Below are 13,398 nucleotides of genomic sequence, written 5' to 3'. Positions count from 1 at the left end.
AGACAGTTAAAAAACGCTTGCCCCCCTATTGCGGGGACAAGCGTTTTTTTGTTTACCTTAATCTCTTTCCAGAAGTGCAGCGCCTGCAATGCCAGGATCCGTCATTTCATATGGATCAAGGATTAAATCGAGTTCTTCTTCTGTCAGAACATCATATTTCAGGCACAGCTCCCTGATGGAACGGCCAGTTAAAATCGCTTCCCTGGCAATTCTGGATACGACTTCATAGCCGAGGTGAGGGTTGACGGCCGTAATGATGCCGACGCTTTTCTCAACATAGTCCCTCATTCTTTCTTCATTGGCTTCGATACCTTTTACACAATGCTCTGTAAACGTATTGAACGCATTGTTCATAATGCTGATCGATTGCAGAAGGTTAAAGATCAGGACTGGCTCCATGACGTTCAATTCCAGCTGACCCGCTTCTGAAGCAAGGGAGATCGTGTTGTCGTTCCCGATGACCTGGAAGGCGACCTGATTGATCAGCTCCGGAAGAACAGGGTTTACTTTTCCAGGCATAATGGATGAACCAGGCTGTCTTGCCGGAAGCGAAATTTCGCCAAGGCCCGCTCTTGGACCAGACGCCATCAGACGAAGGTCATTTGCGATTTTGGACATATTGGTCATGCAGATTTTCAGTGCTCCGGAGACTTCTGTATAAGAATCCGTATTCTGAGTGGCGTCTACAAGATGTTCTGCCCCTTTAAATGGCAGGCCGCTGATGTCGGCAATATGCTTCACCACTAAGTCAATGTATTTCGGGATGGCATTCAGTCCGGTTCCAACTGCTGTTGCCCCCATGTTCAATTCATATAAGTGCTGTTTGGATTGCTTAATGCGCTTGATGTCACGTGCAATGACGCGGCTGTAGGCTTCAAATTCCTGGCCAAGCCTGATTGGAACCGCATCCTGCAGATGAGTCCGGCCCATTTTAATCACATGGCTGAATTCCTTTGATTTTTCAAGGAAAACAGAATGCATATTTTCCATTGTCAGGATTAATTGATCCAGCAGATTTAACACTGAGATGTGCATAGCTGTCGGGAAGGCATCATTTGTCGACTGCGACATATTCACATGGGTATTAGGGCTGCAATGAGAGTAGTCGCCCTTTTCGTGGCCCATGATTTCAATCGCACGGTTCGCAAGGATTTCATTAATATTCATATTAATGGACGTTCCGGCACCGCCCTGGATTGGGTCCACAATCACCTGATCATGCCATAATCCTTCAATCATTTCATCGGCTGCCTGTATGATCGGATCTCCGATGCCTGAGTACAGGCGCTTAACTTCCATATTGGCCATGGCCGCTGCCTTTTTCACGATGGCCATTGCCTTGATTAGCTCCGGATGGATCCGGTAGCCTGTAATCGGAAAGTTCTCAACCGCACGAAGCGTCTGAACGCCATAATAGGCATCCTCCGGAACTTCCTTAGAGCCTAGAAAATCTTTTTCAATTCTGTAGCTGTTCTTTGCTGCTAACATGGACTTCTTCTCCTTTATATAAACCTTTCAGATATATATAGGTTTTGTAATGGCTTATCCTTCGTATTCACTATAAGCCTGAAAGGATGAATTGGCAATGGTTATGTCACAATAAAAAAGACCTTTTTCCCGGTATGCCTGAATGCTTGGGAAGCTGGTAATTTCAGTGAATGGAACCGCTTACCTTTAAGTGGGAATTTTCATTGCTTCATATTCGGTTCAGCCGCCCGTCTCCAACCCATTTTTCAGCACATCCGCAAGCCTGTGCAATTCGTCCGGCTGCCGAATATGGTAATGGCGCCCAATCTTCTGCAAATACCCCTTCTCGCAAAACTGCACAAGAACATGCAACAGGTGGCGGTAGGACACCCCCAAAAAGTCACAGACAGTTACATGCTTCTCTTTATAAACATCCCCATCAGCGGTTTGCAGGATGAAATCGGCCAGCCGGTTTTCAAGCGGAAAGGAGAGACCCTGTGAGTACTTTTCAGCCATCTTGGTTGCTTTCACGCTTAGAAACTTGGTGAGCTCCCGGAGAAAGGTGGTGTCTTCAAGCAGCTTTTTGCGGTAATGGTGCAGGGGAATCGCAAAACAGACTGTCTTTGCTGAGGCCTGAATCCCCTTTGTATAATACACCTCATGCAAAAGCTCCATTTCCCCGATATAATCATGGGCATTGATAAAATTAATCAAAGATACCTTCCCATTTTGATACGTCACGTAAATCTTGGCTTTTCCCTCGATGACATAATACAAATAATCCGGCCTCATGCCCTCGCGTATAATCCACTCATCGCGCTTATATTCGCGCACTTCTATAAACTCTTCAATTGGAAAAGAAAATAAATGGGATATAGAATGCTTCTCCACGTAATTCTGTCTTTTTTTCCCTTTGTATGTTTCCATCATCCACCCCAAAATATGAGATATCTCATATTATTGTACGAAGCTTCCTGATATCATGCAAATATCGGAGGGATTTTTATGAAGACACAAAGCTGGATGAGCAGGCAGTTTTTCAGCTTTTTTATGACCTGGGGCATTTTCCTGCCTTATTGGACAGGGTGGATGATCCATATAAAAGGAATGACGGTTTCACAGGCAAGCTTGATCATGAGCTTGGGCCTGGTGGTACGGGGGCTTGCCACACTTTTTGCTTTTCCCTATTTATCAGGAAAATTCAGCAGCAGAACCCTGCTGAACGGAATGGCAGCCGGTACCCTGATCGCCATTCTCTGCTATATTCCGGCTGACTCTTTTGCCAGCCTGCTGGTAGTAACGCTGCTATTGCATTTCTTTTATCCGGCACTGATGCCTGCACTGGATAGTGCTGCGGGCATTCTTGTCCAAAACAAACAATTAAAGGATTATGGAAAAAGCCGCTCCTGGGGATCGATCGGCTTCGTTGTGTCCGGTATGATTCTGACCTTCTTTACAGGTGGGTTCGGAGATAAGGCCATTTTCTGGGCGTTATTACTTGGCATGCTTGTAGTCCTTTGTCTCGGTTTCATGAATACACCTGCAGTACTATCTGAAAAACCGAAACCCGGCCATACCAAAGGAGCCATAAGGAAATTATTCAGCATCAGACACTTCGGCCTTGTGCTCATCATTGTGATTCTGCTGCAGGCAGCGCATGCTTCCTATTACAATTATGGTTATATCTACTTACAGGAGATTCAAGCACCAAAATATTTAATCGGCGCCATTATTAATATAGGCGTGATTGCAGAAATTCTTTTCTTTTTCATTGCGGACCGTACTTTCCGGAAGTTTTCAATCGGTTCATTACTGGCACTGGCAGCATTGGGCTCCACTGCACGCTGGATACTCGTATTTGCCTTCCCGCATGTCATTGTGTTCAGCATTAGCCAGACATTGCATGCCTTCTCATTTGCCATGGCACATTACGCCTTCATGAAATATTTAATTAAATATGTTCCTCATGAACAGGTACCCATTACTCAAGGGGTCTACTCAGCACTCGCCCTCAGCTGGAGCACAGCTCTTTTCACCATTTTCGGCGGGTACCTTTATGAAATGGAACCCCGATATGCGTTTATCGGAATGGTGGTTTGTACTGTACCCGCTTTGGTCCTGGCTCTTCTTTACAGGAAACTTGCCCGTCGGAAGGAAAATGGTGCATGCAAATTGGCAGGTTAAATGGTTCGAGGATGCTGCTTTTTTTCCAGGCTTATCCGGATGAAAAGCAGCCGCTAAAAAATGTGAACCAGCTTCGATTGCATGGACTCCGGCAGCAGCTGAAAGAACAGTCCTTCATACTTAAGGTCAAGCAGGCCTGCAAGCAGCAAAATAATCATCAGGATAAGCACCATTTTTTTCTTAAACATCTGTCCGCCTCCTTTCATAGAAAGAGCTCCCGCAGGAGGAGCTCTTTTGATTAATACGCCAGTTTATATACGATTTCTCCATCAATCACCCGGCCATCCGCTTCAAAGCCGAGTTTTTCATATAGCCCCTTCGCCAAATGGTTCTCAGGCTCAAAGCTCAAATAAACCACCTTATGCTCCTGATCCTGCTTAATCCGCTCAATCAGCTTTTCCATGGCCGCTTTCCCGTACCCTTTCGACTGGTGCTTCGCATCAATCATCAGACGGTAAATCCAGTATTCCTTATCATCGTCATCCATACAGTACATTGTAAAGCCCACTAATACCTCATCATGATAAATAGCTAAGCACTCACACTCCGGAAACGCCTTCGCCTGCGCCAGCGAAAACACATTCGGCGCCACAAATGCCTTTTGCTCTTCTGCCACACGCAAATCAATGACATCAAAAAAATTATGGCGGTCTATTTCTCTAAATTCAATCATATGATCCCCCTTCTCTTTGAAAAGGCAGCTCCCCCGCCCTTTTTCCCGGGACACGCCTGCCATTTCACTATCGAAGTCAAATTCGCTAAATCAGCAGAGAAATCCTCCAAGTGAAGACCAAAAATATATATGAATAACATGATGAAGATGGCAGGGCCTTTTCAAATTTCCTTAAGGAAATCGCGATAATGGCATCAGTTTTGGAATTGATCCAAAACAGCAAAGAAATCACGAATAAATTGATAGAATATTTTCTCCGTGGGCAGCAGCTGGCGTTCACTTGGAATAATGATTCCTACCGCACGGGTAATCTGTGGCATGACAGGCAGCCTAACTGTGGAGCGCGGCAGGCTTTCCACCAATGTAGATTCCGGAATAAGCGTCAGCCCCAGACCTGCTGAGACCAAGCCTTTAATCGTATCAATGTCATCCCCTTCAAATGACACTTTAGGGTAAAAACCAAGCTGACTGCATGCGTTATCGAATAGTTCCCGCAGAACATATCCCTTGGGAAACAAGATAAAGGATTCGTCTTTCAGCTGGTTCAGGTTCAATAGGGGTTTGTCCGCTAAAGGGTGGTCAGCAGGAACCAGAGCGACCATTTTCTCGGTAAATAAAATATCCCCTTTAACCTTTTTCTCTTTCTTAGGGAGAGGGCCAATCAATGCCATATCGATTTCCCCTTCCGCCACTCCGCTGATTAAATCATGATAAGCGCTCTGTTTCAGCTCAAACTTCACATGAGGATAGCGCCCGCGGAAAGCAGATATGATGGAAGGCAGCGTATAAAGTGCCAGACTGCTTGGGAAGCCAAAACGTATTCTGCCATGCTCCGGATCCAGATACTCTTTGACTTGCCGTTTGGCATTATCGATTACCTTTATGGCTTCTTCCATCTGTTCTAAGAATAGTTTGCCGATCGGCGTCAATTTCACGTTCCTGCCTTCACGGATAAATAAACTGACCCCCAGCTCTGATTCAAGGTTGAAAATCTGTCTGCTCACAGCAGATTGCGCCACATGTAAAGCTAAGGCCGCTTCGGTTACATGTTCTCTTTTCGCCACTTCAATAAAGTATTTAATCTGCCTTAGTTCCATGTGTTTTTTTCCTCCCTTCTGCCAATCATCTAATTTCGGCATCAATATTATCTAATTTTCATATTGTTTAGATTGATTTTCAACTATAAAATGAGGGAATCATACAAATTTTGAATAGTTGGAAATTATTGAATTAATTTTTACTTAAAGGGAGGGCCATTGACAGCATGACTGCAATAACAAAAATGAATGAGAAGCGAATACAGGCCGAGGATTACGTTCAGGCGGTATTCGAAACAGTTAAAAAGCGCAATCCTAATGAAGGTGAATTTCATCAGGTCGTTAAAGAAGTGTTTGATTCACTCGTTCCAGTATTTGAGAAAAACCCCGCATACATGGAGCAAAGTATTCTTGAAAGAATCGCGGAACCTGAAAGAGTGGTCACCTTTAGAGTCCCCTGGGTGGATGATCGGGGAAAAGTACAGGTGAATCGCGGCTTCCGGGTTCAATTCAATAGCGCAATCGGTCCCTACAAGGGCGGCTTGCGATTCCATCCTTCTGTAAATGCCAGCATCATCAAATTTCTGGGCTTTGAACAAATTTTCAAAAATGCCCTTACTGGCCTGCCGATTGGAGGAGGAAAAGGCGGAGCCGATTTTGATCCCAAGGGGAAATCTGATGGCGAGATTATGAGATTCACACAAAGCTTCATGCTGGAACTAAGCAGGCATATCGGACCGGATGTAGATGTTCCTGCCGGAGATATCGGAGTCGGCGCCAGGGAAATAGGCTATCTGTTTGGACAGTATAAGAGAATTCGCGGAGGCTATGAAGCTGGAGTCCTGACAGGGAAAGGAATCGGGTATGGCGGAAGCTTAACCCGCACTGAAGCGACAGGCTACGGTATGGTTTACTTTGTACAGGAAATGCTGAAGGAAATAGGCCTTTCCTTTAAAGGAAGCACTGTCGTTGTATCCGGTTCAGGAAATGTCTCTACTTATGCGATTGAAAAAGCGGCACAGTTAGGCGCGAAGGTTGTGGCCTGCAGCGATTCTGACGGCTATATTTATGATCCAAACGGCATCAGCCTTGATACAGTAAAAAGGCTGAAGGAAGTGGAGAGGGAAAGGATCCGGGAATATGTGAAGGAACATCCCCATGCACAATACGTTGAGGGATGCTCCGGCATCTGGTCCATCCCCTGTGACATCGCTCTGCCGTGTGCGACACAAAATGAAATTGATGAGGCAGCAGCAGAAATCCTTGTTGCCAATGGTGTCAAAGCCATTGGTGAAGGAGCAAATATGCCATGCACATCCGGAGCCATCCATGAGTTTCTGAGAAACAGCGTTCTCTTTGGGCCGGCAAAAGCAGCCAATGCAGGCGGTGTTGCCGTTTCCGCATTAGAAATGGCCCAAAACAGCTCAAGAATATCCTGGACATTTGAAGAAGTGGATGAAAAACTGCAGCACATTATGACGAATATATACCGGAGCAGCGTCCAAGCTGCCGATGATTATGGCCACCCAGGCAATCTGGTGGCAGGTGCTAATATCGCAGGATTTATAAAAGTAGCCGATGCCATGATCGCACAGGGAGTTATATAAAAATGAAAAAGGGTGATGCTAGTAAGAAAGCATCATCCTTTTCTATTTAGATACACAGTTATCTTCTTATGGACGGAATAATCTTAATCTCTCCTGCAGGCCTTCTAAAACTTCTTCAGGGATTTCCCTGACATTGATATCCTCACCCAGGAAAAGCAGCCAATTGATTATTTCGGTCAATTCTTCTGAATTATTTACATTGATAAAAGTCTTTAGAATGGCTGTGGTCTGGTAAGGATTTGTATAGGCAATGGAAACCTTAATAGGATGGTATTTTTTGAACTGGGCAATCGCCTGAGGACCGAGTTCAAGGACAAGATTGATAGCCTCATCCTGCATGCTTAGTTTTCCTAAAATATCTTTCCTGCTTACTCTTTTTTTCACAGGATATGGTTTGACATCGATGAGATTATCCACGGGGAAAATTTGTCTCTTTTCTTCCTTTAAGACAAAGGCTTCAACCTTCCAAATGCTTTTTTCACGATAAAGGTACAAAAGATAAATGGGATAAGACTTGATTTCCTCCTCTTCTTTTACGGTAATCAATAAATATCGATCCAAAATAAGATATTCAATAAGTTTTTCCAGCATCGGATGGGGGAGGTCTGACAGATCAAGCAGATCGGGATTATTAGGGTTGGTTCCTTCAAACAGCAGGATTTGATTTAAAAGAACCAGGTCTTCCTGCTGGGCTTCCGATATCAGGCCGAGCAGTTTTTCAGCTAAAGACTGACGGCTTTTTAAATAGGGGAGCTGCAGATTTCTTGTAGCCATAAAGGCGATAAACAGAGCTTTGATCTCATTATCGGTAAAGCGGACAGTGGGCAGGACGGAATTGTTCATGACAAAATAACCCCCATCCCTTCCGACCTCAGCGACAAGCGGCATCCCCATGGCTTCTATTTCACGAATATCCCGAATCGCTGTTGAACGGGAAATGTTAAATTCCCGCATGATTTCAGAGATAGTAAAGTGTGCACGGTTGTTGATATACCGCATCATCACATTGATCCGTTCCACTTTTTTCATTGCTGCCTCCCTAAACAGTATCATTTTTTGAAATGTTTTAACGTTATTATAAACTTATCAAATGGGCAAATCATTTGAAATAATTAAAAAAGGTTGGTTTTGAAAATGGCGAATTATACTCTGGAAGAAAAAGAAAGCTTTACTGTTTTAGGCATTGGAACTGAATTGAAGAGCAATTACACAGATTATGCAGGCATAAATAAGGAGAAAGCTGACTTCTGGCAGGCAGTCAAACAGGATGGAAGGCTGGACAAATTAAAGGCCGTAGCCACAAATGAATACATTTTTGTCGTAAACGAAGCCGTAAATAACAAGATGATGCATTATGCAGGCGTCATGACAGAGGCATCTCTGCCGGAAGCAACGAGATTAATTCAATTTCCTGAAGGAGAATACCTGGTTGTGAAAGGGGAAGCCGGAACATCTGAGGAATTGAGCAATATGCTTACGGGGATTGCCTTTGGTCAAGCACTGCCGGAAGCAACGGATTACGCCTATGTCGGCGGGCCCAATGCCTCGGTTGAAATGGGACAGCGAAACGGAATGGTATTCGGTGAGATGTGGATTCCTGTTGTAAAGAAATAGGGGATATAACAAAAGGGGCCTGACCCTCGGCACTTGCAGTATAGCTGGGGGTCAGGCCCCTTTATTTAAATGGCTGGAAAGCGTATCACAACGGTTGTTCCGTGCCCCAAAGCCGTGTCGAAATGAATGGTCCCTTTATATTTTTCCACTATCTCAAAGCAAATCATCATACCCAGCCCGGTGCCTTTGCTTTTCAGGGAATAAAAGGGCGTTCCGAGTGAGGCAACCTCTGATTCAGTCATCCCTCTGCCCTGGTCGGTAACCTTTATGACAACAAAGTCTTTTTCCCTTGCAGCCGTAACCTGAACGAAATCCCCCAGCTCCGATGCCTCAATCGCATTTTTCATAATATTGATCAGCAATTGTTTAAACTCCAGGCGGTTCACGGCAATATGACAATCATCCGGAACATTTACTTCAATCCGGTTATCATGCAGCAGCCCATACGAATACAGGAGATCCGCCACACTCTGCAGAACAGCCTTGACCTCCACTGATTCAGATGCAATCTCTTTTTTCGGTTTCGCAACAGACAGAAATTGAGAAATCACCTGCTCAGCTGTATTTAATTCATCAACCATCAGCGAAATCTGTCCTTTTCGACTGGAAGAAAAGGAAGGATCCTGTTCAAATAACTGCAGAAAACCCTTCACAACGGTCAGAGGATTCCTGACTTCATGTGCAACCGCAGCCGCCAGCTGGCCCGTTATCTTCAAGCGCCCAGACTGCTGAATTTGTTCATAATAGAGCTGCTGTTTTTTCATCCGTCCATTCGTTAAGAAAAAAATAAAAAAAATAATCACCTGGCTTGCAAAAAAATTAATCACATTTCCTATTAAATCCTGCTGTATATAGGCGTATTGAAGTCCGTGGTCCATAGCCGCAATATAGCCAAACAAAAGCACCGAACCCGCACAATTGAGAATAAGCGAAAAATAAAAAATCCTGGAATCAAAAAACAGGATCGAGAGGGCAGGAATCAAACACAGAAAAATAAAATTCGACCAGGTCTCCGGATATAAAAAGAACAGCGTATAAAAGTAAACAGACGAAACAATCGTGATTATCAATCTATGTACATACGTATGAGCCCGGGGATACAGCAGCAGACAGACCGATAGAATGAGGACCAGCACCAGATTCAGCATATAGCCAGCACCAAAGTCACCCATCCGCGGATTATCCGCCACCAGCCCCAGGACCATAATGGTAATCACAATAAACGCCACAATATGATAGATTTTTTTATTGGATTTATTATTAAACTCTTTCATACATGCCCCTTTGGTTATCTATATCGTACCTATTAAAATATATCATGATTTGGGCTGTTATGGGAAAATAGGATTAATTTGTATTTCATTAAACATAAGGGTGAAACTGCAGCAAAATGAGGGATTATCAAAAGAAGGAAATTAATGTTTTTATCCCGAATAGGTACAAAAATGCTGCTTATTATAAGGGTCCAAGTGTTATCAATTTAATAATGAGGTGATAAATCAATGGAACAATATTTATATAAATTAAGATTAAAAGCACATTTTTTAGAAAGGGAAAGCTGGACGCAAACGGAAGAAGAGATTATCAGCCGCCACTTCTTAAAACTCAAAGAAAATACTGAAGAGGGAAAAGTAATATTGGCAGGACGAACACTGAATGACGATGATACCGGATTTGGAATTGTTATCTTTGAAGCTGAAAATAAAAAGAGTGCTGAACAATTCATGAGAGCTGACCCCGCTATTTCTGAGGGCATGATGGAAGGGGAATTATTCCCTTATCGAGTAGCATTGATGCGGGAAGGAAAGTCGAGGTAAGGGTTTATCTTTCTCTGCAATTTTATAACCAAAATTGAGGAATATAAGCTGGAAAAAAACGCACCCATCACTCAAGATGATTTCTCTTTGGCAGATTATGATGAATTTTAATAAACAGCTAAAAGGTGCCTGCCCCCTAAAGCAACAGTATAGTTGGGGACGGCACCTGTCCAATATCACTTGTGGAGTTTCTCTTTGGAATTCTTTATCCTGAATTGCAAAATTACAGCGACCAGCAAAGTTATCCATTGCAGGGTGTATAATATTATAGAATAGTTGGATTTTATAAAATATGCTGTTACAGAAAATATACCGGAAAAGAAGATAAGTAATACAACCATAATGGATATAGTATTGTGTTTGTTTTTATTCTTATAAAGTAAGAAAACTATTATTACACTGAATAACAAAGCATTCATAATGAATATCTTTTCCACAATTAGTTATCCTCCCTAATCCAGGTTTAAGTATTTCTGTGAATCATACCTCTTCTTTTATTTGTAATCATTCCTGGGACCTGCATCCATTACAACTTCTACCATATTGGAAGGCCCCATTCTGAGTTTAGGTCTATACTCAGAATCCGGTGAACTGTACAGCTCCAATGGACTTATGATTACTCCATCTGGCGTATTATGGAGGATTCCGGGCACACAGGTATAAATGCGGTCATCATTGTTGGCATTTTTAGCTGAGATCGTAACGGAGGTGCCGCTGTGATTATCTATACTCATGGACACTTTGTATCTGTAGAAAGAACCCGTTCCATTAGACTGAGCAGAGTAAACGACTGGCACCACTGCCAGGATATCATTATTCAGTCTCAATTTAATTACTTCTGTCTTCGTTGAACTATAATTTCTTCTTACATCCCCCATATGTTCAACTGCTCCGTTTGCGTAACTTCTAAGTGGAGGTGTGCCGCCTGCACCAAACATGGCGACATCGATCTGCCTGCCATCCTTTGTATAAACCAGAGCATAGATATCATAATCTGTTCCCGTTTTCCAGGATACCGTGGCGGTAATCTGTGGCGTTTTTTCAATGATCACCGGCTTTTGACCTTTGTCGAGACTGATTGTGCCCTTCACCTTTTCAAGGGTGACCGTGTTTTGGAATTGTTTGTTTTCGACAGCAGCAGGCTGAACGGTCTTTGTTTCAGCAGGCATATTTTCCTCAGTGGAATCCACTTCCACACCGTAATTTTTACATAACCCTTCAAGCCCGGACTCAAATCCGCGCCAGATTGATTTTGCCTTGATCTGACCATTCCTAACATATAATTCTAAAACCACAATCCCATTTTCCTTTGTAAAACTCGATGGCGTTAATTCGATGGTCGTATGACCTGTACATATCTCGGCTTTTAAATTCTTTACATTCGAGAACCCCATGTGATGATCCTCTGTCAGAGTAATCGCTATTTTATGAATGCCTGCAGGGAGTTTACTCATATCAAATTGAATAGTATGTACTTTCCTGGTTCCTTTAGTTTCATCCGGCAATAGCCCTGCTGCACCGGAAGGGCTATTTGGCTGATTATAAAAAATAATCCCGCTGTCTCCTTGTACCTTATCTGAATCTGTTAAAAGGAAAGCAGTTAAGGAAATATCGATCAAATGAGACATATCATAGCTAACGGTCACATAACCTTTTGGGGAACTTAATACTGTATTTCCCCCCATTTGCAGCAATGAATTCATTTAAACCACTCCTGTTACTCTATTTAAAATCTGCAGATTTTTTATATTAAAATTATAATCTCACTGTGAATTATACCATTTTATTGAAACCATATAGGTGAAAACTACTGCAAATTAAAAAGCAGCCACCATATAGCAGCTGCTTCGAAGAGGGTACCCGGCACCTGTGCCCCTGCGTTTCCCTTTTTATAGTTTCGGATACACCACAGTCCCATCTTCTTCAATGATTGGCATGGCTCCCCACTTCCCCAATTCATGTGGGACCACATTCGAATTCCCGTTGGAGTCAGGAATGAGATGGCGCACATCCCATCCATTTGCCTTCAGCCAGTTGCTGATGAGCAGGCGGTGGCATCTTGCCGGATGATATTCTGAACACATATAGACGAGCGTCGTTTCTGCGGCCTGTTCCTTGAGCTGCTCCAAAGCATACTGAAAATCATCCGTCAGTGTATAATCCGCATAATTGTGAAACGAGCGGTTATTCCATCCTTCGTTCAATTGCTCCCCTACCTGGCCAGATATTCTCCTTCTCCCGCCAAGACCGGGGAAATGGCGATAATGAATCCCCGCTTCTTTCAGCCACTGGATCATGTTTTCTTTTTTAAAGTGTGAACTTCTGCGGCTTGCAGGAAATGCCCGGACATCTGCCACAAAGTTAATTTCAGCTGCTCCCAGCAGCTTTAAAAACTGTTCGATCGAATGGTTATAATGTCCAATCGTATAGACTTTCATGATCATCTTCCCCTTAAAACAAAGACTATGTTGTTCAGGTTGCTGCTTCAGCCATATTTCTTCTGATGCTCTTTTTTTCGCTTAAGATAATCCTGATCCTCTCGCGCGAGCTTCCATTTCTCCATAAAGATGGACGCCGATTCTGCCTTCACCGGATCATTCTGTCTTTCATTTACCTTGCCATCCTCATCATATTTCTTCCCGCCTTTGTAATTCGTATACCTGCGGGCTCTTGTATATCCCATCTGCAGAAATTTCCTTGCCATATCCATCCCGACAAAATCTTCTTTCTCCTTATAATCGAGAAACATTTGATAGATCTTATCCGATGACTCCTCAGCAATTTCCGGAGTCTTAAATCGCCAATGCTTCAGGATCTTGCTCTTATAAGGCTCTACCAGCAGCACACCCTGTTCTCCCCTGCCAACCCTATACAGCTCAGGATTCTTGCGAAAATCTATTGTGTCAAAATCCAAATCGTAATCGAAGGCCATATCTGTCATCCTTTTTATATTGGGTTTACCCTTGGCGGGCTTTTTGTATGCAAGGGTCCTACGATAT

14 protein-coding genes are annotated in these 13,398 nt (G+C 43.4%); 4 read left to right on the top strand and 10 right to left on the bottom strand.

The window, feature by feature from the left end:
• Window positions 1-57: 57 nt before the first annotated feature.
• Window positions 58-1,488 carry an aspartate ammonia-lyase gene (gene aspA, locus CHI10_RS18100; protein ID WP_095245595.1) on the bottom strand — a complete coding sequence of 477 codons (1,431 nt, stop codon included), beginning with the start codon at window positions 1,486-1,488 and terminating at the stop codon, window positions 58-60.
• Window positions 1,489-1,707: 219 nt separating this feature from the next.
• Complete coding sequence (gene yeiL, locus CHI10_RS18095; RefSeq protein WP_095245594.1) at window positions 1,708-2,394, bottom strand: transcriptional regulator YeiL; 687 nt, start codon at window positions 2,392-2,394, stop codon at window positions 1,708-1,710.
• A gap of 78 nt (window positions 2,395-2,472) precedes the next feature.
• Here yeiL and CHI10_RS18090 point away from each other — a divergent pair, with 78 nt between their 5' ends.
• Window positions 2,473-3,651, top strand: a complete 1,179-nt coding sequence (locus CHI10_RS18090) for an MFS transporter (protein WP_095245593.1) — start codon at window positions 2,473-2,475, stop codon at window positions 3,649-3,651.
• A 53-nt stretch (window positions 3,652-3,704) separates the two neighbouring features.
• On the opposite strand, the gene CHI10_RS22790 is transcribed toward CHI10_RS18090, so the two are convergent.
• The 3 genes from CHI10_RS22790 to gltC all read right to left on the bottom strand — a co-directional run bounded on the left by CHI10_RS22790 (window position 3,705) and on the right by gltC (window position 5,421).
• Complete coding sequence (locus CHI10_RS22790; RefSeq protein WP_286137465.1) at window positions 3,705-3,839, bottom strand: hypothetical protein; 135 nt, start codon at window positions 3,837-3,839, stop codon at window positions 3,705-3,707.
• 50 nt (window positions 3,840-3,889) lie between these two features.
• Window positions 3,890-4,324 carry a GNAT family N-acetyltransferase gene (locus tag CHI10_RS18085; protein WP_095245592.1) on the bottom strand — a complete coding sequence of 145 codons (435 nt, stop codon included), beginning with the start codon at window positions 4,322-4,324 and terminating at the stop codon, window positions 3,890-3,892.
• 194 nt (window positions 4,325-4,518) lie between these two features.
• Window positions 4,519-5,421, bottom strand: a complete 903-nt coding sequence (gene gltC, locus CHI10_RS18080; protein ID WP_095245591.1) for a glutamate biosynthesis transcriptional regulator GltC — start codon at window positions 5,419-5,421, stop codon at window positions 4,519-4,521.
• 167 nt (window positions 5,422-5,588) lie between these two features.
• Here gltC and gdhA point away from each other — a divergent pair, with 167 nt between their 5' ends.
• Entirely contained in the window at window positions 5,589-6,968 is a 1,380-nt protein-coding gene (gene gdhA, locus CHI10_RS18075) for an NADP-specific glutamate dehydrogenase (protein WP_179289078.1), read from the top strand.
• Window positions 6,969-7,034: 66 nt separating this feature from the next.
• Here the strand turns inward: gdhA and CHI10_RS18070 are convergent, their stop codons facing one another.
• Window positions 7,035-7,997, bottom strand: a complete 963-nt coding sequence (locus tag CHI10_RS18070; RefSeq protein WP_095245590.1) for a helix-turn-helix transcriptional regulator — start codon at window positions 7,995-7,997, stop codon at window positions 7,035-7,037.
• 105 nt (window positions 7,998-8,102) lie between these two features.
• Here CHI10_RS18070 and CHI10_RS18065 point away from each other — a divergent pair, with 105 nt between their 5' ends.
• On the top strand, window positions 8,103-8,582 hold the full coding sequence (locus tag CHI10_RS18065; protein WP_095245589.1) for a GyrI-like domain-containing protein: 480 nt from the start codon (window positions 8,103-8,105) through the stop codon (window positions 8,580-8,582).
• A gap of 65 nt (window positions 8,583-8,647) precedes the next feature.
• Here the strand turns inward: CHI10_RS18065 and CHI10_RS18060 are convergent, their stop codons facing one another.
• On the bottom strand, window positions 8,648-9,856 hold the full coding sequence (locus tag CHI10_RS18060) for a sensor histidine kinase (RefSeq protein WP_095245588.1): 1,209 nt from the start codon (window positions 9,854-9,856) through the stop codon (window positions 8,648-8,650).
• A 228-nt stretch (window positions 9,857-10,084) separates the two neighbouring features.
• Here CHI10_RS18060 and CHI10_RS18055 point away from each other — a divergent pair, with 228 nt between their 5' ends.
• On the top strand, window positions 10,085-10,399 hold the full coding sequence (locus tag CHI10_RS18055) for a YciI family protein (RefSeq protein WP_095245587.1): 315 nt from the start codon (window positions 10,085-10,087) through the stop codon (window positions 10,397-10,399).
• A 494-nt stretch (window positions 10,400-10,893) separates the two neighbouring features.
• Here CHI10_RS18055 and CHI10_RS18045 read toward each other — a convergent pair whose 3' ends face one another.
• The 3 genes from CHI10_RS18045 to CHI10_RS18035 all read right to left on the bottom strand — a co-directional run bounded on the left by CHI10_RS18045 (window position 10,894) and on the right by CHI10_RS18035 (window position 13,331).
• Complete coding sequence (locus CHI10_RS18045) at window positions 10,894-12,102, bottom strand: TerD family protein (RefSeq protein ID WP_095245585.1); 1,209 nt, start codon at window positions 12,100-12,102, stop codon at window positions 10,894-10,896.
• Window positions 12,103-12,288: 186 nt separating this feature from the next.
• Window positions 12,289-12,837, bottom strand: a complete 549-nt coding sequence (locus tag CHI10_RS18040) for a DUF488 domain-containing protein (protein WP_095245584.1) — start codon at window positions 12,835-12,837, stop codon at window positions 12,289-12,291.
• Window positions 12,838-12,884: 47 nt separating this feature from the next.
• A complete protein-coding gene (locus tag CHI10_RS18035; RefSeq protein ID WP_095245583.1) occupies window positions 12,885-13,331 on the bottom strand; it encodes a DUF4385 domain-containing protein in 447 nt (148 codons plus the stop codon).
• Between the last annotated feature and the right edge of the window lie 67 nt (window positions 13,332-13,398).

It is taken from the genome of Bacillus sp. 7894-2 (assembly GCF_002272225.1).
Lineage (GTDB): Bacteria > Bacillota > Bacilli > Bacillales > Cytobacillaceae > Cytobacillus.
The sequence above is the reverse complement of the archived record's forward strand: the minus strand, read 5'-3'. Positions and strand labels throughout refer to the sequence as shown.

Bases quoted from the DNA above. Each gene is read 5' to 3' on its own strand.
- CHI10_RS18040 (WP_095245584.1), bottom strand. From the start codon at position 12,837: ATGAAAGTCTATACGATTGGACATTATAACCATTCGATCGAACAGTTT.
- CHI10_RS22790 (WP_286137465.1), bottom strand. From the start codon at position 3,839: ATGTTTAAGAAAAAAATGGTGCTTATCCTGATGATTATTTTGCTGCTT.
- gltC (WP_095245591.1), bottom strand. From the start codon at position 5,421: ATGGAACTAAGGCAGATTAAATACTTTATTGAAGTGGCGAAAAGAGAA.
- CHI10_RS18045 (WP_095245585.1), bottom strand. From the start codon at position 12,102: ATGAATTCATTGCTGCAAATGGGGGGAAATACAGTATTAAGTTCCCCA.
- aspA (WP_095245595.1), bottom strand. From the start codon at position 1,488: ATGTTAGCAGCAAAGAACAGCTACAGAATTGAAAAAGATTTTCTAGGC.
- CHI10_RS18055 (WP_095245587.1), top strand. From the start codon at position 10,085: ATGGAACAATATTTATATAAATTAAGATTAAAAGCACATTTTTTAGAA.
- CHI10_RS18070 (WP_095245590.1), bottom strand. From the start codon at position 7,997: ATGAAAAAAGTGGAACGGATCAATGTGATGATGCGGTATATCAACAAC.
- CHI10_RS18065 (WP_095245589.1), top strand. From the start codon at position 8,103: ATGGCGAATTATACTCTGGAAGAAAAAGAAAGCTTTACTGTTTTAGGC.
- CHI10_RS18085 (WP_095245592.1), bottom strand. From the start codon at position 4,324: ATGATTGAATTTAGAGAAATAGACCGCCATAATTTTTTTGATGTCATT.
- gdhA (WP_179289078.1), top strand. From the start codon at position 5,589: ATGACTGCAATAACAAAAATGAATGAGAAGCGAATACAGGCCGAGGAT.
- CHI10_RS18035 (WP_095245583.1), bottom strand. From the start codon at position 13,331: ATGGCCTTCGATTACGATTTGGATTTTGACACAATAGATTTTCGCAAG.
- yeiL (WP_095245594.1), bottom strand. From the start codon at position 2,394: ATGGAAACATACAAAGGGAAAAAAAGACAGAATTACGTGGAGAAGCAT.
- CHI10_RS18090 (WP_095245593.1), top strand. From the start codon at position 2,473: ATGAAGACACAAAGCTGGATGAGCAGGCAGTTTTTCAGCTTTTTTATG.
- CHI10_RS18060 (WP_095245588.1), bottom strand. From the start codon at position 9,856: ATGAAAGAGTTTAATAATAAATCCAATAAAAAAATCTATCATATTGTG.